Genomic DNA, 23,842 nt, shown 5'->3' with positions numbered 1-23,842 from the left:
GCAGCCCCCTTTTGCTATCTGTGCCGTCTGCGCCCATCCCGCTGACGGCCATGCTCTGGCCGGTGACGTCCCTGCTCATGGCGCTGGCGACCCTGCTCTGCCATAACAACCGGAGCAAACTCCCTCAACACCCGCCGGTATACTTCCCTTTTAAAAGACACCACCTGCCGAACCGGGTACCAATAGCTTACCCAGCGCCAGTCATCAAATTCAGGATGCCCGTGGCAGCCGAACTCGATATGTGATTCATGATCCGGGTCCAATCGCAGCAAAAACCATTTTTGTTTCTGCCCAATGCAGACAGGGTTGCTGTCCCACCGAACCAGCCTCTTGGGCAGCTTGTACTTGAGCCAGTGACGGGTGACCGCCAGCAAGGTTACATTCTCGGGTTTAAGTCCGATCTCTTCGTACAACTCCCGGTACATGGCCTGTTCAGGGCTTTCCCCATCATCCACTCCCCCCTGGGGAAACTGCCAGGAGTGCTGGCCATAGCGTCTGGCCCACAATACCTGGCCTTTGCGATTGCAGATCACTATGCCTACATTGGGACGAAATCCGTCGCCATCTATCACGCAATCACCAGATTAATAAAGCTAACATGTCACGATTGTTCCATATTCCCCCATTTCCGGCAAATCGTGCCTGCATATTCATTTAGCGGCAAAAACTGAATAACTCATCAGTTTGTCAACACTTATAAACAAAAAAAGCTGACTTAAGGAGTGGTTTCCCCCAATTCCTGTGAATAATGTTGTGATAAAAACGGTATAGGTGTCCCTTCAAGGTAGATCAGCGTTTTTTAAAGCTTGTGATCTGCTTCAACAATGGAATTATAAATCATTAATAAACAGCTAGTTACACCAGTAAAACTGGATCGATCTGGATCTTTGATCAGGCGTTAGATCTGGTACTTCCATGTTGATAACTACCACCGCTCAATAAATAACCAACCATTAGTTATCCACAAATATCAGCCAATATCTCTCGTAGATACGCTGCATCTCCGTGCTTTATGAGTATTAAAACGCTGTAATGACGGTGAAACAGCACCCTCAGCAAACTTATCCAGTTTTTCTGTGGATAATCTTGTGTAACGATATGTTCATACCTGAGTAAAACACGTATATGATCGTTTTTATGCCCGTTGCCATGGGCAAAGCCCGGCCGCCACGGAGGTGATTAAATTTTGAACAAAACAGTTTCCCGCCCCGAAAGTGTCCCCGTCCTGCTAAAACGTGCTCAGCAGCTGGCCGGTCTGCCACTGGCAGAACTCGCCGGTGAACTCAGGCTGCCGGTGCCGGATAATCTTCGACGGGACAAAGGCTGGATTGGTCAGCTGCTGGAACTGACATTGGGAGCCAGTGCCGGCTCAAAGCCCGAGCAGGATTTTCCCGAGCTGGGGGTGGAGCTCAAAACCATTCCCCTCGACTCACACGCACATCCTCTGGAAACCACCTTTGTCTGCGTGGCCCCGCTACTGGATATTGCCGGCCTGACCTGGGAGAGCTGCAATGTACGTAACAAACTGTCACGGGTATTGTGGATACCAGTACTCGGCAACAGAGATGTCCCGCCCGGTGAGCGCCTGATTGGCCAACCGCTACTATGGACACCAAGTGAAGAAGAAGAATGGCTGCTGCGCCAGGACTGGGAAGAAATCATGGAGCTGATCAGTCTTGGTCAGGTACAGCAGATCACCGCCCGTCATGGCCAGGCTCTGCAACTGAGACCCAAGGCCGCCAATGGACGAGCCCTGAACGACGCCATTGGCCCCGATGGTGGTTATATACAAACCCGTCCCCGGGGCTTTTATCTGAAAACCAGCTTTACCGCGGCCCTGCTGGCCCGGCATTTTATGTTGTGAGGCTCGCACGCAAAGCGTAAATCTTCATCGTTTTTTATGCCGTGCAGCTTCGTCGACCAAAGCGTACTGCTTCTCCGGCACGCTATAAATACTTCCCTGTACGCTCCGTTGCGCCTTCCATGACGCAAAGGGCACAATGAAGCAGACACCCTTTGCTCTCCTCATTCACCATCGAGTTGCCAGTTATCATAGCGGCCGGATGCTGGCCAAAGTAATGGCCGGGATTGCTGGAGCCGACCATAAAATGTTATGGCCGAAAAGTTGCTCCTGCATTTTCGGCATTTCCGCCATCCCTGGCGGTCAGATGCATTTTCGAGCGCTACATGGAGGTACTTGAAGCGTGTCGGCGGAGTGCAACCCGGCTATTTTGCTTCGCACACGCTACGCAGCCACTGCTTCACGGGCGTTTAGCCGCCAGATCAGCAGAAAGACCATCAGGATCCAGGGCACAGCAAACAAATTAAGTCCCACCCAACCAAGCAGCATAATTCCCTGCCCCGCAAACAGGCTGCCAAATGCGGCGGCAGTAAACACCAGAAATTCGTTAATGCCCTGCACTCTGGCTTTCTCTGCCGGCAAATAACTTAAGGTCAGCAAATGTGTTGCCCCGATAAAAGTGAAGTTCCAGCCAACCCCCAGCAGCAGCATACCCCACCAATAATGCCAGAAGCCGTGGCCAGACAGGTTCACTACCGCACTCAGCAATAGTGCAGCACATCCCCACAGAATCACGTTACGAGTGCCAAAGCGGCGGATAAGGTGTCCGGTAAAAAACGACGGTACAAACATCCCCAGTACATGCCACTGGATCACCATGGCAGTATCGGGAAAGTTATGACTGTGATGTTCCATTGACAACGGTGTGGCTGTCATCAGCAACACCATAATGCCGTAGCCGATCATGCCTGAGGCGACCGCAGCCAGCAGCATGGGCTGACGAAATAGCTCACCATAAGAGCGAACCTGCTCACCGGGCTGAACCGGTGTCGCCGCCGGCAGTGGCAGCAGCAAAATCAGCAGTAGTGCTACGATATAAAGGCCGAACAGACCGTAAAAGGCACCGGCATAGGGGCTGACAGCGTGCCAGTCCTGAGACCATATCGCCAGATTAGGGCCGATCACGGCGGACAGTATGCCACCGGCCATGACCAGGCTGATGGCCCGGGCGTGCTGGCCGTTATCGCACGCTTCCAGGGCAGCAAAACGATATTGCTGCCCCACGCCAATCGCAATACCGGTCAGGAAGGTACCACAGGCAAACAGCCCCAGACTTTCCGCGAGCAGCCCTTGCAGCGCTATCCAGGCTCCCAGTAACCCGAACAGATTGCCCAGCACAAAGCCGGTTTTACGGCCCAGCCGCTGCATCAGGTGTGCCGCCGGCAAGGTCGCCACAATCAGGCCGGCAAACTGACAGGCTACCGGCAGGGTAATTTGCCAGGAGGCGCTGGCCAGTTGCTGGCCGATCAGCGCCGACACCGATACCAGCAAGATATTTCCCGACATTAGTAGCGCCTGGGCAACGGCCAGTCCCCATACGACGAACGGCATGACAGCCCCTTGGTTACATTAGATACAATTTGACCATCATACTCTGTCTGCTCTGAAACCAAAAGGAAGGCAGGAAAACAGTCATAGCAGCAGCGAGCCTGCTCAGAGCATAGGTGTTACTAAATAGTATTAAGCGGGCGGGTGGTCAGACTGAACTGTGGACGAGTGTACACATACCGGCAGATGAAACCGTTAAAAAACAAAAAGGCCCGCAAATGCGGGCCTTTTTTCGACAGCCGGTTCGGCTTATTTGGTGGCCAGACGCTCTTTGATACGAGCGGACTTGCCGGAGCGCTCGCGCAGGTAGTAAAGCTTGGCACGACGCACGGCGCCACGACGCTTCACTTCCACGCTGCCGATCAGCGGGCTGTGAGTCTGGAAGGTACGCTCAACGCCTTCACCGCTGGAGATTTTACGAACGGTGAAAGAAGAGTGCAGACCGCGGTTACGCTTGGCGATAACAACGCCTTCGTAAGCCTGCAGACGCTCTTTACCGCCTTCTACAACGCGTACCTGTACGCGCACGGTGTCACCCGGACCAAATGCGGGAATGTCCTTGCGCAGTTGTTCTTCTTCAAGCTGCTTGATGATGTTGCTCATGATATTTCCTTACCTAGGGTAAACTGAAAACTCTACTGTTCGTCCCGCTGTTCGCGGACAAATTGGGCAAGAAGTTGTTCCTGCTCGTCAGTCAGAGCTAGGTTATTAAGCAGTTCCGGTCTTCTCAACCAGGTACGGCCCAATGACTGCTGCATTCTCCAGCGCGCTATGTCTGCATGGTTGCCACTGAGCAACACTGCGGGAACGGCCATTCCCTCCAGTTGCCCGGGCCGCGTGTAGTGAGGGTGATCCAGCAAACCTTCACTGAAGGAATCCTGCTCCGCACTGGCCATGTCGCCCAATACGCCAGGCACCATACGGGCCACCGCGTCAATCAGCACCATGGCCGGCAATTCACCGCCACTGAGCACATAGTCACCCACCGACCATTCTTCGTCGATATCGGCTTCTATGACACGCTCATCCACACCTTCATAGCGTCCGGCCACCAGGATAAGTTTTTCCTGCTGTGCCAGTTCGCATACGCCTTGCTGATCCAGCTTCCGGCCCTGGGGTGAAAGGTAAATTACCTTTGCGCCCTCGCCTGCCGCTGCCCGCGCCGCCGCAATGGCGTCACGTAATGGCTGAACCATCATCAGCATACCCGGACCGCCCCCGTAGGGTCTGTCATCGACAGTGCGGTGTTTGTCCCGGGTGAAATCCCGCGGATTCCAGCTTTCAAATGTCAGCAGACCGTCTTTAACGGCCCTACCGGTGACCCCGTAGTCACTGACTGCCCGGAACATCTCCGGGAAGAGGCTAACAACCCCTATCCACATGATTTTCTCCGTGCCGGACTACCGGGATTAAAAATCCGGATCCCACTCCACTTCGATGATTCTGTCCTGAAGATTTACGGACTTAATCACCTGTTGTTCCAGAAACGGAATCAACCGTTCCCGTTGACCAAATGCGTCATTGGCATTGGCCTTGACCACCAGCACGTCATTGGAGCCGGTTTCCATCAGCTGAGACACCACCCCAAGGTCGTAACCCCGCGTGTTGCTCACCCGACAACCAACCAGATCGCGCCAGTAAAATTCATCCGCCGGCAGCGAGGGCAGTGCCTCGGCGCTGACTGCGATGTCGGCACCGGTCAGTGCCTGAGCCTCTTCGCGCTGGTCGATATCGGCCAGTTTGCAAATCAGACTCTGGTTGTGGCGTTTCCACCCAGTTATCTGAATTTCACGCCAGCCTTTGCCATCTTTTATCAGCCAGGGCTGATAATCGAAAATGCCATCGGGCTGTTCGGTAAAGGAGTTAACTTTCAACCAGCCTTTAATGCCGTAAACAGCACCCAGGCGGCCTACTATGACAGGTTCACTCACTTTTCACTCCCTGCCCGACCAGCTCAGGCAGCAGCTTTAGAAGCGTCTTTGACCAGCTTGGCCACACGCTCGGAAAGGCTTGCACCCTGGGCTACCCAGTGGTTGATGCGCTCCAGGTCCAGACGCACTTTCTCGGCCTGGCCGGAAGCGATCGGGTTGAAGAAGCCAACTTTCTCGATGAAACGACCATCGCGAGCGTAGCGGCTGTCAGCAACTACTACCTGGTAGAACGGACGCTTTTTCGCGCCACCACGTTGTAAACGAATGGTTACCATACCGTCCTCTATTTACTTGAAACAAACAAGGTTCGCAAACACTGCGAACCCCAGCTTAAAATAAGCCGCGCAATTGTACTCCGATCAGGTGAGAATGCAACCAAAAGGGGTGTGCGCAACCCGTTAAATGCCACCGGTAATCACCGGCAGCCCATTTGGCACCAGACGTCAGAAAGGCCCGCGGCGACCGCCCCCGCCCAGACCACCCGGTCCCATCATACCCTGCATCTGGCTCATCATCTTGCGCATGCCGCCCTTGCCGGACATTTTCTTCATCATTTTCTGCATCTGCGTGAACTGCTTAAGCAGCTTGTTCACTTCCTGCACCTCGGTACCGGAACCCAAGGCAATACGGCGTTTGCGGCTGCCCTTGATCAGCTCAGGATGACGGCGCTCTTTCGGGGTCATGGAGTTGATGATCGCTTCCATCTGCACAGTCAGCTTGTCGTTCACCTGATCCTTGACGTTATCAGGCAGCTGGCTCATGCCCGGCAGCTTATCCATCAGACTCATCATGCCGCCCATGCTGCGCATCTGCACCAGCTGATCGCGAAAGTCTTCCAGATCAAAGCCCTTGCCCTTTTTGAGCTTCTGGGCCATTTCGGCGGCTTTGTTCTTGTCCACCGACCGCTCCATCTGATCGATCAGCGACAACATGTCACCCATCCCCAGAATACGCGAGGCCACCCGGTCCGGGTGGAAAGGCTCGAGGGCATCAACCTTCTCACCCATACCGATAAACTTAATCGGCTTGCCGGTAATATGGCGCACCGAGAGCGCAGCACCACCCCGGGCATCACCGTCAGCCTTGGTGAGGATGACACCAGTCAGTGGCAACGCCTCGCTGAATGCCTTGGCAGTGTTGGCCGCATCCTGACCGGTCATGGCGTCAACCACAAACAGGGTTTCCACCGGCTCGATGGCGGTATGCAGTTGCTGAATTTCGGTCATCATGTCTTCATCGACATGCAGACGACCGGCAGTATCCACCAGCACCACATCAAAGAATTTTTTGCGGGCGTAATCCACTGCATTACGGCCAATGTCCACCGGCTTCTGGCTGATGTCGCTGGGGAAACATTCGACGTCCAGATCTGCCGCCAGGGTCTCGAGCTGCTTGATCGCCGCCGGACGATAAACGTCCGCACTGACCACCAGCACTTTTTTCTTTTCACGTTCTTTCAGGTACTTGGCCAGCTTGCCCACGGAGGTGGTTTTACCGGCCCCCTGCAGACCCGCCATCAGCACCACCGCCGGTGGGCTGACCGCCAGCTCCAGGCCTTCGTTGGCCTCGCCCATCACCGACACCAGTTCGGCATTGACGATTTTAATAAAGGCCTGGCCCGGGCTCAGGGATTTGGAAACCTCCTGGCCGACCGCCCGTTCCTTGACCCGGTTAACGAACTCCCGCACCACCGGCAGGGCTACGTCGGCTTCGAGCAGGGCCATACGCACTTCGCGCAGGGTTTCCTTGATATTGTCTTCGGTCAGACGTCCGCGACCGCTGATGTTTTTCAGCGTGCGCGACAACCTTTCTGTGAGATTTTCAAACATGAACTGCGTCCGCAAATGGCGAAAATTGCGACCAGTATAACCAAGTTGCGGCCCGAACTTAAGCGAACCCGGCTGGCGATGGGCAAGGGCTTGGGGGTATACTGGCTTTTCTTTTTATATTTCCGATAAATGGCTGACATTCATTATGGAATTGCTTGCTGTTCTGGCGATGGCATTTTATCTGTTGGCGGCCTTTGCCTGTGTGCATAATTTATTTAATCCGCACAACAAGGGGCGTCGCTACGGCCTGCTCGCCGCCGTCTTCGCATTGCTGCTGCATGGTATCTGGCTGGTCGATACCGTGATACTGGTGCCGGGGCAGAATCTGAGTATGCTCAATGTGGCTTCACTGGTCAGCCTGATTGTTGCCGGACTGATGTCAGTACTGGTCACCCGGTTTAATGTCTGGCTGCTGATGCCGGTGGTATACAGCTTTGCTTTTTTACTGCTGGTGGCCGACATCCTGTTGCCCGGCCATTACACCATGTACCTGGAAACCCGCCCCGAAGTACTGGTGCACATCACCTTGGGACTAATGTCTTACTCGCTACTGGCCATTGCCTGCCTGATGGCCATTCTGCTTGGTTTTCTTGATAACCGGCTTAAAAAGCACAAACTCACCAACTTGCCTGCCATGCCACCGTTGATGACCCTGGAGCGCTATCTGTTCCGGCTGATTTTTGCCGGTGTCGTCGTGCTGACCTTATCCATTTCCACCGGCTTGTTCTTTCTGCAGGAAATGTTCAGCACCGGCAAGGTACACAAAGCCGTGCTCACCATTATTGCCTGGTGTGTATACGTGGGGCTGCTATGGGGCCACCACCGCCTCGGCTGGCGTGGCCGCAAGGTTATCTGGACCAGTGTGGCAGGCAGCCTGCTGCTGACCCTGGCCTACTTTGGCAGTCGTTTTGTGCGGGAAGTTCTGCTCGGTTCTTGACAGACTTTCGGCAAACTCGTAGAAATTGATCAGGTTTTTTACACAGGACGGTCTGTTTGGACGACATATCGACGGGTGCCCTTACCGGCATCCTGATTACACTATTGTTTGTTTCCGCCTTTTTCTCCAGCTCTGAAACCGGCATGATGTCGCTTAACCGCTACCGGTTACGGCATCTGGTGCAAAACCGCCACAAGGCTGCCACCCGGGTAGAGAAACTGTTGTCCCGCCCCGACCGGCTGATTGGTCTGATCCTGATCGGCAACAACCTGGTCAATATTCTGGCTTCAGCCATTGCCACTCTGCTGGCCATCAGGTTGTTCGGCGATTACGGCGTGGCCGTCGCCACCATCGGCCTGACGCTGGCGGTACTGATCTTTTCGGAAGTAACCCCCAAAACGCTGGCCGCGCTTTATCCGGAAAAAGTCGCCTTTCCCGCCTCTATTATTCTGCGGCCCCTGATGGTACTGCTGTACCCGGCGGTATGGGCCATTAATGCCATTTCCAACGGCCTGCTGGCGCTGTTCCGCATTAACCCCAAGGGCGGGGAAGACACGGCTATCAGCTCGGAAGAGCTGCGCACCATTGTGAACGAAGCCGGTGGCCTTATCCCTCGTCGTCACCAGGACATGCTGGTGTCGATCCTGGATCTGGAAAAGGTGACGGTGGACGACATCATGGTGCCCCGCAACGAAATCTACGGCATCGATATTACCCAGGACTGGAAAAGCATTAACCGCCGGCTGCTGCAAAGCCCGCATACCAAGGTGCTGCTATACCGGGACAATATCGATGATGCCCTGGGCTTTATTCACGCCCGGGACGCCCTGCGCCTGCTGGCCAAGGAAGAACTGTGCAAACCCAGCCTGATGCGGGCTGCGCGGGAATTATATTTTATTCCCGAAGCCACCCCGCTGAACGTGCAGCTGCTCAAGTTCCAGCGTAACAAGGAACGTATCGGCCTGATCGTGGATGAGTACGGCGATATTCAGGGCCTGATCACCCTGGATGATATTCTTGAGGAAATTGTCGGAGACTTTACCACCACCATCAGCCCGACCCTTAGCGACGAAATTCAGCCCCAGGAGGATGGTTCTTATCTGATTGAAGGCAGTGCCAGCATCCGGGATCTTAACAAAGAGCTGGGCTGGGAGTTACCCACGGATGGCCCTCGCTCCCTGAATGGTCTGATCCTGGAATATCTGGAAGACATCCCCGAGGCCAATATCGGGCTGCGGGTAGCGGGTTATCCGATAGAAATTCTGGAAGTGGAAAACAACGTCATCAAACAGGTTCGGGTACAACCCCAGTTTTACCTGCCGACGAACTGAACCGGCCGCCGTAAGGCGGCCTTTGTGAATACGGAAAAGTCTCAGCTTGCGTTTCTGCGCAGGCTTTCCCCTTCCAGGGTGCTGAAAATGGTCATCAGCTCGCTACGGTTACTGGTCAGATCTGCCAGGGTATAGCCTTCCATTACCTGTAAAAACGCTTCCATAGCTTCAGCCAACGCATTTTTCAGCCGGCAGGCAGGCACCAGATAACAGGCCGGACTGCCGCAATCGATGCCTTTGAGGTTGTTTTCCAGCAACCGTATCACCTTGCCGATATTAATATCCTTGGGCTCCCGCGCCAGGCGAATTCCACCATTTTTACCCCGCAAGGCATGAATATAGCCTTCCCGGGCCAGCTGATTGATAACCTTGACCATATGGTTACGGGATACATCATACAGGGCCGACACCCGGGCCACGCTGGTCAGCTCTCTCTCAGGCAAAGTGGCAAGGTACATCAGGGCCCGCAGGCCAAAATCGGTATAGGTGGTCAGTTTCATATATATGATGTCCAGATGACAAGGCGAACATATATACATGATACACATTCAAGAGGGAACTGACATTAAATGTCAGTCTGCTTAATAAAGCAGCTGATGATTCAGTTCTTTTACCTTATGGGGAGGCATACGTTTTGCCAGCCCTTGGCTCAGACGCTCCGCTTCACGGTATTTATGCTTGTCGTCGGTCACCGTTTGCTTGAGCCAGAGGTAAGCTTGGGGGTAATCCAGCGGGCTGCCGGCCCCTGCCAGCAGCCAGGCCGCCCAGGTGAAGCGGGCTTTTTCAAAACCCAGGCTGGCAGCCTCCTGCATCAGGGGCACAGCCCGCTCCCGGTTCTGCTGCACAAGGGTGCCTTCATAATAGTAACGCCCCAGTTGCTCCAGCGCCGCCGGCATGCCTTGGCGGGCCGCGGCCCACATCATTTGCAGACCACGGCGCGGCTCTGCCGGTACGCAGATCCCCCAGGCCAGCATATCACCCCATAAAAACTGATAGGATGGCAACCGCAGCACTTCAGCCCGGGCTTCAATATCCTGTGTCAGCTGGCAGTCATCCTGATCCCGCACCCGCTGCAAGTGACGGTTGTCGTTAATCAGGGCAATGAGCTCATCTTCCTCATACAAGGGCACCGCTTCAAGGCCATCCAGCGCCTGGGCAACGGCGGCGGCCTGACCGGCACCGGAGGGTGCCTCGGCGGCCCATACCGACAGGGCCGAGCACAACAGAAACAGAGGGAAATAATTCATGACTTCTCCTTAACTGCTTTTGTTATCGGCCGGTTCCGGGGAATATTAAACGGCTTCAGCCTTCGCTTTGCTTGACCCGCCGCCAGCAGTCGTCCATCTCCGCCAGCGAGCTGCTGGTACAATCTTTGCCATCCGCCGCCAGCAGCTGCTCCACAGCACGAAAGCGGCGTTCAAACTTGGCATTGGCCCGGCGCAGTACCGCTTCCGGCTCCTGCTTAAGGTGGCGTACCAGGTTCACGGTGGCAAACAGCAAGTCCCCCAGCTCGTCAGCAATACGGTCATCATCGCACTCAGGCTGATTGACCTCTTCCATCACTTCATCCAGCTCTTCGCGGATTTTATCCACTACCGGTGGCAGCTCGCCCCAGTCAAAGCCCACGGCGGCGCAGCGCTTTTGTATTTTATGAGCCCGGCTCAGCGCCGGCAGCGCCAGCGGTATATCATCCAGGGCACTGGTGGCTTCTTGGTCACGCGCTCTGCGCTCTTTGGCTTTGGTGGCTTCCCAGTTAGCCTTGATCGCCGCTTCATCGTCAAAACGCACATCACCAAACACATGGGGATGACGGCTGACCAGCTTGGTACTGATGGCCTGCACCACATCGTGGAAGTTAAAACTGGCTCGCTCTTCGCCAAGACGGGCATAAAACACCACCTGAAACAGCAGATCTCCCAGCTCACCGGGAAGTTCATGCCAGGCCTCCCGGGCAATGGTATCTGCCACTTCATACGCTTCTTCAAGGGTATGAGGCACGATACTGGCAAAATCCTGTTTCAGATCCCAGGGACAGCCGTGCTCCGGGTCCCGCAGGGCAGCCATAATCGCCAGCAAGTCTTCAAGTGAATAATGTTCCTGCTTCATGTTCCGGTATCCGTATTCTTGTTTACAGCCTGCGGGCTTCCAGTATATCGGGCAGCTGACCAATGCGAGCCAGGGTCCGGCTCAGCGTATCAATATTGTACACTTCCAGCTCCATATCGATGGTGGCCGTCTGCTGTTTGCGGTTGGATCGGCTGTTGACCCCCATGACATTGATCTTTTCATTGGCCAGTATGGTGGTGATATCCCGCAGCAGGCCGGAGCGATCATTGGCCACAACCCGCAGGGTCAGCTGATAACCACCACCATTATCTTCGCCCCAGACCGCATCCACCATGCGCTCGGGGTGCTGCAATGCCAGCTCCTTGAGCTGCTCACAGTCTGCCCGGTGAATGGAGATGCCCCTCCCCTGTGTAATAAAACCAATGATTTCGTCGCCGGGGATAGGCTGACAGCAGCGGGCGGTATTGGTCAGCAGATTACCCACACCCTGCACCACTATGTGCCCCTTGGGTTTGTTATCCTGCGGTTTCTTCGCAGCTTTTTGCTCCAGCTCCCGCAGCACCTGCTGGTCCTGCTCTTCACTGCTCGGCTTTTTGTGCTGGCTTTGCAGATAATTAAGCAGCTGATTAATACGTAAGTCACCACCGCCAATGCCCGCCAGCAGATCATCCAGGCTGGTCACGTTAAAGCGTTCCAGGGCTTTTTTATCCAGCCAGGAGAATCCCATGCCCAGCCGTTCCAGCTCTTTGTCGAGCAGCTCACGACCGGCCAGTATGTTCTTGTCCCTGTCCTGCTTTTTAAACCAGGTAGCCACCTTGGAGCGGGCCCGGGAAGTACGCAAAAAGCCCTGATTAGGATTCATCCAGTCACGGCTGGGGTTCGGGTGTTTCTGGGTGATAATCTCAACCTGATCGCCGGTTTGCAGCTGATAGGTAAAAGGCACAATACGGCCGTCTATTTTGGCCCCGATGCAACGATGTCCGACCTGACTATGCACATAATAGGCAAAGTCCAGCGGCGTGGCCCCGGCAGGCATGTCCACTACATCGCCTTTGGGGGTGAAGACATACACCCTGTCTTCAAACACCTGACTGCGCAGCTCATCCACCAGAGAGCCGCTCTCGGCCATATCTTCCTGCCAGGCCAGCAGTTTTCTCAGCCAGGCAATTTTTTCTTCATAACCGCCCTGCTTGCCGCTGCCGGCCCCTTCCTTGTATTTCCAGTGGGCAGCGACCCCCAGCTCTGCATCCTGATGCATCTGCTCGGTGCGGATCTGGATCTCCACGGTTTTACCCTCAGGACCGATCACCACGGTATGGATGGACTGATACCCGTTGGGCTTGGGGTTCGCCACATAGTCGTCAAATTCCCGGGGAATATGCCGCCACTGGGTATGTACTATGCCCAGGGCGGCATAACAGTCCTGCAGCCGGTGTGTCACAACCCGCACCGCGCGTACATCAAACAGCTCGTCAAAATCGAGGCTCTTTTTCTGCATCTTGCGCCAGATGCTGTAAATATGCTTGGGCCGGCCATAGACTTCTGCATCCACACCCGCTTCGTGCAAAGCGTGATTCAGAGCACCGACAAAGCTGGCGATATAGTCTTCCCGCGCCAGCCGTTTTTCATCCAGCAGCCGGGCAATACGCTTGTAGGTCTCCGGATGCAGATAGCGGAACGACAGATCTTCCAGCTCCCACTTGAGCTGACCGATGCCCAAACGGTTCGCCAGCGGCGCATAGATATTGGCAATTTCCTTGGCCACCAGCACCCGGGTTTCTTCATCGGCATTCTTAACTTCCCGCAGGCAGGTAATGCGCTCCGCCAGCTTGATCACCACGGCGCGCACATCTTCGACCATGGCCAGCAGCATGCGCCGTACCTTGTCAGCCTGAGCCTCGTTGCCTTTGTCGCCATGAACATGCTGCAACGAACGAATGGCTTCCATATCAGCCACACCCTGCAGCAACTGATGAATATTGTCGCCAAAGTCTTCCTGCACCCGTTCGGCAGTCAGGATCCTATTTTCCAGAAACGGATACAGCAGTGCCGAGCGGAGGGTGTCAGCATCCATACTCAGGGTAAGCAGAATACCGACCATTTCCACGCCCTGAGCCAGCAGCCGGGCACTGGTCTCGGGATTCACATCCAGTTGCCGGCAATACTCATAAATGGCTTTCAGACGCGCCCGCTCACTAACGTCTACTGAAAGGCCGTCAACCCACTCCTGCAGGCAGAAGGTCGACTTGAGATGAGTTTCGCGCACGGCAACCATAAGCGTCCTTAAGTCAGTTCAAACAGCGCCATTGCCTCGCAATGGGGCGTGTGGGGAAACATGTCGATAAGCCCGAACCGGCTGATGCGGTAACCGGCCGCCAGCAATACCTCACTGTCTCTGGCCAGCGTGGCAGGATTGCACGAGACGTACAGCAGTCGCTCGGGAGACAGTTTGGCAAGATACGGCATCACTTGCTCGGCGCCCGCCCGGCCGGGGTCAATCAGCACCTGGGAAAAGCCTTCTTCGGCCCAGGGTTCCCGGGTAAAGTCGGCGGCCAGATCGGCACGGTAAAAACGGGCCTGAGGCAGTTGGTTATCTTCGGCATTACCTCTGGCCTGCTCGACCATTTCCATCACGCCTTCCACCCCCACCACCGGATGGCCCGCCGCCGCCAGCGGCAGAGAGAAATTGCCGATGCCACAAAACAAGTCCAGCACCGGCATGCCCGGCTCAGGGGCCAGCCAGTCAATGGCCTGCTGCACCATTGCTTCATTCAGTGTGCCATGAACCTGAATAAAGTCGCCGGGGGTAAACGAAAGCGTCAGGTTACTCAACTGATAATAAAGAGGAAACGGAACATGTAAAGGCCGCCTGCCGGTATCATCCTGTAAAAACAGGGCCAGCGCATACTCCTGGGCAAAGGCCAGCAGTATATCCAGATCTGCTGCCGGCAGATTGCCTTTGTGACGCAGCAGTAATGCGACGCCTTCAGCGGCATCGTACAGCTCGATATGACCCAGCAGCCGCAGTGAACACAAGCGATTCAGCAATTGGCGTAACGGCCCAATCAGCTTTGACAGTACCGGCGCCAGCACGCCACAAGACTCCACCTGCACCAGTTCATGAGACTGAGATTGACGAAAACCCAGCGCAACCCCCTTGCCCTGGCGACGAATGGCCAGCCGTGCCGCCCGGCGGTAACCCTGCCCTTCCCCGACCAGCCACTCCGGCTCTGGCAGTTCGGTCATACCGTGGCGGCCAAACAGGCTGAGCACGGCCTTTTGCTTTAACTCGCGCTGGCTGACAAGGGGCAGTTGTTGCAGATTGCAGCCACCACAGTCGCTGGTATGGATACAGAAAGGTTTAAGTCTGTCTGGTGATGGCTTAATCACTTTTTGCAGGCTGGCGGTGGCATAACGGCTGGTCTGAGCGGTCAGCTGCACCCGTACTTCTTCACCGGGCAACACGCCGGCGACAAATAACGGCTTGCCCTGATGTCGGGCTACTCCCATGCCGTGACCGTTAAGCTCGATAATACGAACATCCAGAGGCGCTTTGGCCGGCGCTGAAGGCTTTTTGACTTTGAAGAACTGAACCATAAAACGTGGAGCCCTCGAACCGGCTATGTCATCATGAGCCTACTGTCTTTTAAACGCATATTGTCCCACATAAGCCCATTATGACCAAATACGGCCTGCGAGCCCGGGTACTGGCCTTTACCATTATTCCGACCCTGATTATCGGCATTTTGCTGGCGGGTTATTTTTCCGTAAACCGCTACCAGCAGCTGGAAGACGCCCTGATCCAGGAAGGGGTGAACGTGATTGAACCACTGGCCCTGGCCAGTGAGCTGGCGCTGACTGCACGCAACCGTGAAGCCCTCAACCGGCTGCTCAGTAATATTCAGCGCAACAACACGCCGCTGGTGACGTCGATTGCCTTGTTTGATGCCGATGGAAAATTACTGGTCACCTCCAACTATCACAAAGACTACAAGGTATTGCGGTTACCGGAAGGCATGGCCATCCCCGCCACCACCAATGTGGATCCGCGCGAAAACGGCATCATTCTGCGCACTCCGGTACTGACCGATGCCACCCGGGCCGATACCCTGTGGGAAGAGTCGGCCACTCAGCCGCTGGGGTATGTCGCCATGCAGCTGACCGGCGATTCGGCCATGCTGCTGCACTATCGTGATACCTTTTTTGCCGGTCTGATCGTACTGCTGGGTGTGTGTGTCAGCGCTCTGTTTGGCATGCGTTTAATCAAGGACGTGTCCCAGCCGATTACCGACATGGTCAGTGCCGTGTATAAAATTCGTGAAGGCCGGCTCGACACCCGGGTCAGCGGCGAGTTCAGCGGTGAGCTGGAGATGCTGAAAAACGGCATCAATGCCATGGCCAAATCGCTGTCGGAATACCACGATGAAATGCAGCAAAATATCGATCAGGCCACGTCGGACTTGCGCGAAACGCTGGAACAGATTGAAATTCAGAATATCGAACTCGACATGGCCAAAAAGCGGGCCCAGGAAGCGGCCCGGGTTAAAACCGAGTTTCTGGCCAATATGTCCCATGAACTGCGCACACCGCTGAACGGGGTCATCGGCTTCGCCCGCCAGTTGCAGAAAACCCGCCTGACTGCCAGTCAGCTCGATTACCTTAAGACCATCGAAAAGTCGGCCCAGAACCTGCTCGGTATCATTAATGACATCCTCGACTTCTCCAAGCTGGAAGCCGGCAAGCTGAAAATGGAGCAGATCCCCTTCTCCCTGCGCGACACGCTGCAGGAAGTCATGGTGCTGCTGGCACCCAGCGCCCACGACAAAGGGCTGGAACTGTCGCTCCGAATCGATGCGGCGGTACACGACAGTCTGGTCGGGGATCCGCTGCGGCTGCAGCAGGTCCTTAACAACCTGGTCGGCAACGCCATCAAATTTACCGAGCAGGGCAATGTGGATATACGGGTGGATGCCCGCCCCGCCGGGCAGCCCGAACGCAGCGGCCTGTGCATTCATGTGCAGGACACCGGCATCGGTATTTCCGACAGTCAGCGCCGCCAGCTGTTTCAGGCCTTTAATCAGGCCGACTCCAGCATTTCCCGACGCTATGGCGGTACCGGTCTGGGGCTGGTGATAACACAAAAGCTGGTACATCAGATGGCCGGTGATATTGAACTCTATTCCGAGCCCGGTGCCGGCTCGGTGTTCAGCTTTACTCTTGAACTCGACAAGGCTGCCCTGCCCCTGGCCGAGCCCTTGCCACTGGCGGAGCTGACCGGCAAGACGGTACTTTATCAGGAAGAAGACGGCTTCAGCCGGCGCGCCACCAGTGCCCTGCTACGGGAGTGGGGCATGCAGGTGCTCTATGAACCGACCGCCGAACAGCCCATCGATCTTGCTGTGCTGGGCTTTGGCCCTCACGCCCTGCCCAGCCAGATGGAGCAGGAGCTGAAACGGCAGCTGGCCTTTAATAACAGAACCGTCATTCTGCTGAGCTCCACCGATCCAACGCTAAGCGATTCATTACTGACGGCCGGGGCAAGCCACTGCCTGAGTAAACCGGCTCACTACCAGAAACTGGCCCATGCCCTGGCCGAGCCGCGCACTACCGGTGATGAGCCAATGGCGCCCATTGCTCTGCCACCACCGACCCGACGCCGGCCAATGCGGGTGCTGGCGGTCGACGATAACCCGGCCAATCTCAAGCTGATCAGTGCCATGCTGGCCGAGCAGGTCAGTCAGGTAGATACCGGCCGTAACGGTCAGGATGCGCTCAATAAGGCCACTGCCAATCGCTACGACATTATTTTTATGGATATTCAGATGCCGGTGCTCGACGGCATTCAGGCCACCCAGGAAATTCGCCGTCAGGGCGGGCTCAATGCCACCACCCCGATTGTGGCGGTCACCGCCCATGCTATTGCCGGTGAACGGGACCGGCTGCTTCAGCAGGGCATGGATGATTATCTGGCCAAGCCTATCGACGAAACCATACTGGCACGCATTATTAACCACTTTGCCCGCGTCCCGAAGCAAAACGGGCTGATCGACTGGCCGCTGGCCCTGCAACAGTCCGGTGGCCGCGAAGCGCTGGCACGGGAAATGCTGACTCTGCTGCTGCAAAGTTTTGAAGAGTTCACTCCGGTGCTGAGTGCCGCCCTGGCCGGCGAGCTGGATGGTAATGCCCTGTACGCTCCTCTGCACAAGCTGCATGGAGGTGCCGTGTATTGCGGTGTCCCTCAGCTGCAGGTATTACTGGCCGGACTGGAGCAGGCGTTGCTAAACAAGCAGGGCGTCGACACGCTGGAACCGGAGCTGCTGGAGCTGGAAGAGCGTATTGAACAGGTAAGGGAAGAAGCAAAAGGATATTTGTAAAAGCAGCCGTAAGCGATGTTGCCTGCAGGTGCCGAGTGCACCTGCAGGCCCCCATTTATTGGGGCAACGAAGTTACATGCAGCATAATTTTCCCGGCTGAAGCCAGGCCTACAAAAAACCCGGATACCTGATGGTCCGGGTTTTTCTTACCGCTGACAGCTTATCACTTACGGCTTAAACGCCCTGTCGGGCTTCTCGCAGCAGACGCTTCATGTCACGCACCGCTTTTTCCAGGCCATCAAACGCAGCACGGGCAATAATGGCGTGACCGATGTTCAGCTCCAGCATTTCCGGAATGGCAGCGATAGGCTTGACGTTATGGTAGTGCAGGCCATGACCGCCGTTCACCTTAAGCCCGGCGTCGTGGGCATGGGAAGCACAGGCCGCAATGCGCTTGAGCTCGGCCAGCTGTTCGGCCTCATCAGTAGCATCGGCATAATGACCGGTGTGAATTTCAATGTAAGGCGCTCCGGTGGCTACGGCGGCGTCTATCTGGGCCTTGTCCGCATCAATAAACAACGACACCTTGATACCCGCCTCGCGCAGGCGGGCCACCGCCGCGGTTATCTTGTCGAGCTGCCCCGCCACATCCAGGCCACCTTCGGTGGTGACTTCTTCCCGCTTTTCCGGCACCAGGCAGACAAACGCCGGTTTAATACGGCAGGCAATGTCGATCATTTCATCGGTAACGGCCATTTCCAGGTTCATTCTGGTTTCTATGGTCTGTGCCAGAATTTCCACGTCCCTGTCGGTGATATGCCGGCGGTCTTCCCGCAGGTGGACGGTAATACCATCGGCACCGGACTGCTCGGCAATGGCCGCCGCATGTACCGGATCCGGATAGCTGGTTCCGCGGGCATTACGCAGTGTGGCGATATGATCGATATTGACACCCAAATACAGTTCACTCACTGGGACTTCCTCTCTTTCCTTTGATAAACAGGGCCCGGCTTTTCAGCACTCGTCCTTCCAGATAGGGGGCCAGCGCGGTACGGCTGAAACGTTTGGCTGCTGCCAGCACTTCTGCTGACTCCAGCCGGAGCTCCGCCAGGTCATGAAGCCAGTCACCACGATAAGCTCCGGGCTCGGGCCGTACCAGCGCCACAAAGCCGGCTTCAGGGCGATAAGCATACCAGCCTTGCGCACAAACTACTGCACCGGTCTCGGCGTCCTGGGTAAAGTCAACGCCATAGCCCAGCACATTCAGCATATAGAACTCAAAATTGCGCAAACAAGGCTCAAGAGCACTGCCGGCCGCCAGCTTTCTCAAGGTCGTCTCATACACTTCAAACACCTCTTCAAAAGGCGTTTGTATTTCTAGCAGGTAATGGATCAGCTCGTTGAGATAAAGGCCGCTATATAGCGCGGTGCCGGTCAGCCTGATCGCCGGGCCGGTGGCCTCTGCACTATAGAGGGTTTTCAGTTCACCTTTGCCACCAAAGGTAAGCCGCAGAGGAACAAAGGGCTGCAGCAGCCCCTTTAAGGGCGAGCGGGGCTGACGACTGCCCCGGGCCACCAGGCTTTGCCGCCCCTGCTCCTGAGTGAACACTTCCACCAGCTGGCTGGTTTCCCTATAGGGACGGCTGTGAATAACAAAGGCGGCAAGCGCCATATTCAGTCGTCGCCGTAACCCAGGCTGCGCAGGGCACGTTCGTCATCTGCCCAGCCGGACTTGACCTTGACCCACAGCTCCAGATATACCTTCTGCTCCAGCAGCCGTTCCAGATCCAGACGGGCCTCAGTACCGATGGTACGCAGCTTTTCACCCTTATTACCGATCACCATGCGTTTCTGGCCACTCCGCTCTACCAGGATCAGGCCATTAATATGCACCACACCCTTTTCATCTACCTGATAACGCTCGATCTCAACGGTAATCGAGTAAGGCAGCTCATCACCGGTAAAACGCATCAGCTTTTCACGAATGATTTCCGCCGCCATAAAACGGGAGGATCTGTCAGTGATGTAATCTTCCGGGAAATAGTGCAGAGAAGGCTTAAGCCGGGATTTCGCCAGCTTGGCGATCGTCTCGACATTAGTGCCCTTTTCCGCCGAGATCGGCACGATATCGGCAAAGTCCATTTGCTGAGCCAGCCATTGCATGTGCGGCAGCAGGATCTCTTTGCTTTCCACGTTATCGATCTTGTTGATCGCCAGTACCACGGGACAACTCATGCGCCGCAACTTGTTCAATACCATGTCGTCGTCTTTGGTCCACTGGGTACCGTCGACCACAAACACCACCATTTCCACATCACCCAACGAGCTGGTTGCCGCCCGGTTCATCAGCCGGTTGATGGCACGTTTTTCTTCAATGTGCAGACCGGGTGTGTCGACATAGACAATCTGGTAATCCCCGTCAGTGTCGATGCCCATAATACGGTGGCGGGTCGTCTGCGGTTTTTTAGAGGTGATGCTGACCTTCTGCCCCAGCAGCCGGTTCAGCAGGGTCGACTTGCCTACATTAGGGCGGCCGACGATGGCCACAAAGCCACAATAAGTTTGCTGTTCTGTCATAACAAGGTTTCCAGGGCCTGCTCGGCCGCCGCCTGCTCTGCCTTGCGCCGGCTGGTACCCACGCCGATAACCGGGTCGGCCAAGCCATCCACAACACAGTGCACGGTAAATTTCTGATTATGGGCCTCACCGATGACGTTCACCACTTCATAGGTGGGCAGCGGCTTGCGTTTACCCTGCAACAGCTCCTGCAGCCGGGTCTTGGGATCTTTTTGCTCTACTCCGGGCTGAATATCGTTCAGCCGGCTGTCGTACCAGCTCAGCAGCAACTGAGTAATACTTTCTATGCCGCTGTCGAGATAGACGGCACCGATCAGGGCTTCCACCGCATCGGCCAGAATCGACTCACGACGGTAACCGCCGCTTTTCAGCTCACCGGGACCGAGGATCAGATAGTCACCCAGTTCGAAGGCCCGGGCCAGCTCGGCCAGTGTTTTCTCCCGTACCAGAGTAGCGCGCATGCGCGACATATCCCCTTCGTTCACCTTGGGAAAGCGATGGAACAGGGCATCGGCGATCACCATGCTGAGAATGGAATCCCCGAGAAACTCCAGCCGCTCATTATGGCGGGAGCCGGCACTACGGTGGGTCAGAGCCCGAACCAGCAAAGCTTCATCGTTAAAAGCGTGACCCAGTTTTGTTTGCAGATTGTTCAGTTTTTTCATTAATGAATTGCGCCTATTCGGCTGAAACGCACGTTACTGGGCACCCAGGAAGGCAGCCAGCTGTCGGCGTTGCGATCAAATTCAAAGCTTATCCAGATAGCGACCGCTTTGCCCACCAGGTTACTTTCGGGTACGAATCCCCAGAAGCGGCTGTCGGTGCTGTTATCGCGGTTGTCGCCCAACGCGAAATAATGCCCTTCAGGTACTACCCACTCATTCATTGCCGTATCCGGCTGGCGGTAATACATGGAAACCCGGTCCGGCAGCAGCGGATTCTGCAGGATATCGTGTGGGCGTTCGGTCAGGCTTTCGCTGTAACGGGCCAGCGGAATGCCCATTTGGGTAAATTCACCGCTGTGCTCAAACTTAAGCGGCACCGGCTCATAGCCGGGGCAGGCGTCCCCCTGACAGGCTGGCTTGATATAGAGCTGTTTGTCACGATAAACCAAGTGGTCTCCGGGCAGCCCCACAATACGCTTGATGTAATCAATACGGGGGTTTTCCGGGTATTTAAACACCGCAACATCTCCACGCTCCGGCTTGCCGGTAGGGATCAATGTGGTGTTGGAAACCGGCTCTTTCAGACCGTAGGAAAATTTTTCCACCAGAATGAAGTCGCCTACCAGCAAGGTCGGCATCATGGAACCGGATGGGATCTGAAACGGCTCATAGATAAAAGAACGCAGTACCAGCACTGCCGCGATCACCGGAAAAATGGATCTGGCCTGCTCGATCCAGCCGGGGGTAACGGCCGCTTTCGCCAGCGCAGACGCATCCACCTTGTTGCCGTGGCTGCGCTGTGCTTCGGCCAGTTCACGCCCCCGACGGGGCGCCCAAATCCACTTGTCACAGGCCCAGATAATACCGGTGACCAGCGTCACCAGTACCAGGATCAGGGCAAAGGTACTTGCCATGGTTACTTATCCTTACCTACGTGCAGAATGGCGAGGAAAGCATCCTGCGGAATATCAACCCGGCCCAGCGACTTCATGCGCTTTTTACCTTCCTTCTGTTTGGCCAGCAGTTTCTTCTTACGACTGACGTCACCGCCGTAACATTTTGCAGTCACATCTTTGCGCAGGGCTTTCACGGTGCTGCGGGCAATGATCTGATTGCCGATGGCCGCCTGAATGGCGATATCGAACATCTGCCGCGGGATCAGCTCACGCATTTTTTCTACCAGCTGACGGCCACGGAACTGAGCATTTTCCTTATGGGTAATGATCGCCAAGGCATCGACCCGGTCACCATTGATCATAATGTCGAGACGTACCATATCGGCCGCTTCAAAGCGTTTGAAGCCGTAATCCAGCGAGGCATAACCACGGCTGGTGGACTTCAGACGGTCGAAGAAATCGAGTACCACTTCCGCCATGGGGATATCGTAGGTCAGCGCCACCTGGTTGCCGTGGTAAACCATGTTGGTCTGCACGCCGCGTTTTTCGATACACAGGGTAATGACGTTACCCAGATATTCCTGGGGTACCAGGATATTACACTCGGCGATGGGCTCGTGAATTTCTTCAATATTGTTCACCGCCGGCAGTTGAGACGGGCTGTCGATATAGACCACCTCGCCGTCGGTCTTGACCACCTCGTATACCACTGTGGGTGCCGTGGTGATAAGATCCAGATCGTATTCCCGCTCCAGCCGCTCCTGAATGATCTCCATGTGCAGCATGCCCAGGAAACCACAGCGGAAGCCAAAGCCCAGGGCATTGGAAGTTTCTGGCTCATAGAACAGTGAAGCGTCGTTCAGCGCCAGCTTGTCGAGGGCATCACGAAACGCCTCATAATCATCGCTGGAAATGGGGAACAGACCGGCATAAACCTGAGGCTTCACTTTCTGAAAGCCAGGCAGGGCCTTTTCGGCACCGTGCTTGGCGAGCGTCAGGGTGTCGCCCACGGGAGCCCCGTGAATATCCTTGATACCGCACACTACCCAGCCTACTTCGCCGCAGTTGAGGCCGTCTGTGTCTTTTTGCTTGGGAGTAAAGATACCGATACGGTCCACACCCCAGATCTGACCGGTGCTCATCACCTTGATCTTGTCATTCTTCTTCAGGCTGCCGTGCTTGATACGCACCAGCGACACTACTCCCAGATAAGGGTCGAACCAGGAGTCGATGATCAGCGCCTGCAGCGGTCCTTCCGGATTACCTTCCGGTGACGGGATTTTCTGTACAATGGTTTCCAGCACCAGGTCCACACCCAGACCCGTCTTGGCGGAACAACGGACCGCATCGATGGCATCGATACCGACAATATCTTCAATCTCTTCCGCCACTCGCTCCGGCTCGGCCTGGGGCAGGTCGATTTTGTTCAGTACCGGTACAACTTCCAGCTCCATATCGAGGGCGGTGTAGCAGTTGGCCAGAGTCTGTGCCTCAACCCCCTGACCGGCATCAACCACCAGCAGGGCTCCTTCACAGGCAGCCAGCGAGCGGGATACCTCATAGGAAAAGTCCACGTGCCCGGGGGTATCAATGAAATTCAGCTGATACTGATTGCCGTCCTGCGCCTGGTAGTTCAGGGTCACACTCTGGGCCTTGATGGTAATGCCGCGCTCGCGCTCCAGATCCATGGAGTCGAGTACCTGCTGCTGCATTTCCCGATCGGTAAGGCCGCCACATACCTGGATCAGGCGATCGGACAGGGTCGATTTGCCGTGGTCGATGTGAGCGATGACGGAGAAATTACGAATATGCTTCATGATGCGATAAGGCGTCCGTAGTCAATGGCGACAATAATAAAGGCGAGATTCTACCGGATTCGCGGCACA

Annotated in this window: 22 protein-coding genes; 4 read left to right on the top strand and 18 right to left on the bottom strand. The window is 55.7% G+C overall.

All coding sequences use genetic code 11. From position 1 onward, the window contains the following. Positions 1-14 precede the first annotated feature (14 nt). The gene (rppH, locus tag B6S09_RS08605) at positions 15-572 is read right to left on the bottom strand and encodes an RNA pyrophosphohydrolase (RefSeq protein WP_094278091.1); all 558 of its coding nucleotides are present in this window, start codon (positions 570-572) and stop codon (positions 15-17) included. Positions 573-1,186: 614 nt separating this feature from the next. Between rppH and mutH the strand changes: the two genes are divergently transcribed. After that, positions 1,187-1,864 (top strand): DNA mismatch repair endonuclease MutH, encoded by a 678-nt coding sequence (gene mutH, locus B6S09_RS08600; protein WP_094278090.1) that lies wholly within the window; start codon positions 1,187-1,189, stop codon positions 1,862-1,864. A gap of 381 nt (positions 1,865-2,245) precedes the next feature. Here the strand turns inward: mutH and B6S09_RS08595 are convergent, their stop codons facing one another. The 6 genes from B6S09_RS08595 to ffh all read right to left on the bottom strand — a co-directional run bounded on the left by B6S09_RS08595 (position 2,246) and on the right by ffh (position 7,169). Beyond that, positions 2,246-3,412 (bottom strand): MFS transporter, encoded by a 1,167-nt coding sequence (locus B6S09_RS08595; RefSeq protein ID WP_094278089.1) that lies wholly within the window; start codon positions 3,410-3,412, stop codon positions 2,246-2,248. A 246-nt stretch (positions 3,413-3,658) separates the two neighbouring features. Further along, entirely contained in the window at positions 3,659-4,012 is a 354-nt protein-coding gene (gene rplS, locus B6S09_RS08590) for a 50S ribosomal protein L19 (RefSeq protein WP_094278088.1), read from the bottom strand. A gap of 32 nt (positions 4,013-4,044) precedes the next feature. Beyond that, positions 4,045-4,791, bottom strand: coding sequence for a tRNA (guanosine(37)-N1)-methyltransferase TrmD (gene trmD / locus B6S09_RS08585; RefSeq protein WP_094278087.1), 747 nt, complete (start codon positions 4,789-4,791; stop codon positions 4,045-4,047). Between the two features lie 27 nt (positions 4,792-4,818). Then, positions 4,819-5,340, bottom strand: coding sequence for a ribosome maturation factor RimM (gene rimM / locus B6S09_RS08580; protein WP_094278086.1), 522 nt, complete (start codon positions 5,338-5,340; stop codon positions 4,819-4,821). Positions 5,341-5,363: 23 nt separating this feature from the next. Beyond that, positions 5,364-5,615 (bottom strand): 30S ribosomal protein S16, encoded by a 252-nt coding sequence (rpsP, locus tag B6S09_RS08575; RefSeq protein WP_094278085.1) that lies wholly within the window; start codon positions 5,613-5,615, stop codon positions 5,364-5,366. A 168-nt stretch (positions 5,616-5,783) separates the two neighbouring features. Then, positions 5,784-7,169: a signal recognition particle protein gene (gene ffh / locus B6S09_RS08570; RefSeq protein ID WP_094278084.1), complete on the bottom strand. Its 1,386-nt coding sequence runs from the start codon at positions 7,167-7,169 to the stop codon at positions 5,784-5,786. A gap of 145 nt (positions 7,170-7,314) precedes the next feature. Between ffh and B6S09_RS08565 the strand changes: the two genes are divergently transcribed. After that, on the top strand, positions 7,315-8,106 hold the full coding sequence (locus tag B6S09_RS08565) for a cytochrome C assembly family protein (RefSeq protein WP_208321715.1): 792 nt from the start codon (positions 7,315-7,317) through the stop codon (positions 8,104-8,106). A 56-nt stretch (positions 8,107-8,162) separates the two neighbouring features. Beyond that, entirely contained in the window at positions 8,163-9,437 is a 1,275-nt protein-coding gene (locus B6S09_RS08560; RefSeq protein ID WP_094278082.1) for an HlyC/CorC family transporter, read from the top strand. 41 nt (positions 9,438-9,478) lie between these two features. Here the strand turns inward: B6S09_RS08560 and B6S09_RS08555 are convergent, their stop codons facing one another. The 5 genes from B6S09_RS08555 to rlmD form a co-directional block, all read right to left on the bottom strand. Further along, the gene (locus tag B6S09_RS08555; protein ID WP_094278081.1) at positions 9,479-9,937 is read right to left on the bottom strand and encodes an Rrf2 family transcriptional regulator; all 459 of its coding nucleotides are present in this window, start codon (positions 9,935-9,937) and stop codon (positions 9,479-9,481) included. Positions 9,938-10,018: 81 nt separating this feature from the next. Next, positions 10,019-10,684 carry a tetratricopeptide repeat protein gene (locus B6S09_RS08550; protein ID WP_094278080.1) on the bottom strand — a complete coding sequence of 222 codons (666 nt, stop codon included), beginning with the start codon at positions 10,682-10,684 and terminating at the stop codon, positions 10,019-10,021. Positions 10,685-10,739: 55 nt separating this feature from the next. Then, entirely contained in the window at positions 10,740-11,543 is an 804-nt protein-coding gene (gene mazG, locus B6S09_RS08545) for a nucleoside triphosphate pyrophosphohydrolase (protein WP_094278079.1), read from the bottom strand. Between the two features lie 22 nt (positions 11,544-11,565). Further along, a complete protein-coding gene (gene relA / locus B6S09_RS08540; protein WP_094278078.1) occupies positions 11,566-13,779 on the bottom strand; it encodes a GTP diphosphokinase in 2,214 nt (737 codons plus the stop codon). A gap of 8 nt (positions 13,780-13,787) precedes the next feature. Next, complete coding sequence (gene rlmD, locus B6S09_RS08535) at positions 13,788-15,101, bottom strand: 23S rRNA (uracil(1939)-C(5))-methyltransferase RlmD (RefSeq protein ID WP_094278077.1); 1,314 nt, start codon at positions 15,099-15,101, stop codon at positions 13,788-13,790. 80 nt (positions 15,102-15,181) lie between these two features. Between rlmD and barA the strand changes: the two genes are divergently transcribed. Further along, positions 15,182-17,878, top strand: coding sequence for a two-component sensor histidine kinase BarA (gene barA, locus B6S09_RS08530; RefSeq protein ID WP_094278076.1), 2,697 nt, complete (start codon positions 15,182-15,184; stop codon positions 17,876-17,878). A 174-nt stretch (positions 17,879-18,052) separates the two neighbouring features. On the opposite strand, the gene pdxJ is transcribed toward barA, so the two are convergent. The 6 genes from pdxJ to lepA are packed head-to-tail and all read right to left on the bottom strand — an operon-like array spanning position 18,053 to position 23,773. Beyond that, entirely contained in the window at positions 18,053-18,790 is a 738-nt protein-coding gene (pdxJ, locus tag B6S09_RS08525) for a pyridoxine 5'-phosphate synthase (protein ID WP_094278075.1), read from the bottom strand. Continuing rightward, positions 18,783-19,490 (bottom strand): DNA repair protein RecO, encoded by a 708-nt coding sequence (gene recO / locus B6S09_RS08520; protein WP_094278074.1) that lies wholly within the window; start codon positions 19,488-19,490, stop codon positions 18,783-18,785. The genes pdxJ and recO overlap by 8 nt, the downstream gene beginning before the upstream one ends. A gap of 2 nt (positions 19,491-19,492) precedes the next feature. Then, on the bottom strand, positions 19,493-20,395 hold the full coding sequence (gene era, locus B6S09_RS08515; RefSeq protein ID WP_094278073.1) for a GTPase Era: 903 nt from the start codon (positions 20,393-20,395) through the stop codon (positions 19,493-19,495). Then, positions 20,392-21,060: a ribonuclease III gene (gene rnc / locus B6S09_RS08510; RefSeq protein WP_094278072.1), complete on the bottom strand. Its 669-nt coding sequence runs from the start codon at positions 21,058-21,060 to the stop codon at positions 20,392-20,394. Before rnc ends, era begins: the two co-directional genes overlap by 4 nt. Next, positions 21,060-21,974, bottom strand: coding sequence for a signal peptidase I (gene lepB / locus B6S09_RS08505; RefSeq protein ID WP_094278071.1), 915 nt, complete (start codon positions 21,972-21,974; stop codon positions 21,060-21,062). Before lepB ends, rnc begins: the two co-directional genes overlap by 1 nt. A 2-nt stretch (positions 21,975-21,976) precedes the next feature. Further along, positions 21,977-23,773 carry a translation elongation factor 4 gene (lepA, locus tag B6S09_RS08500; RefSeq protein WP_094278070.1) on the bottom strand — a complete coding sequence of 599 codons (1,797 nt, stop codon included), beginning with the start codon at positions 23,771-23,773 and terminating at the stop codon, positions 21,977-21,979. Between the last annotated feature and the right edge of the window lie 69 nt (positions 23,774-23,842).

It is taken from the genome of Oceanimonas baumannii, assembly GCF_002245495.1.
Taxonomy (GTDB): domain Bacteria; phylum Pseudomonadota; class Gammaproteobacteria; order Enterobacterales; family Aeromonadaceae; genus Oceanimonas; species Oceanimonas baumannii.
Note: the sequence above shows the minus strand (reverse complement) of the source record. Positions and strands in the feature narration are given on the sequence as shown.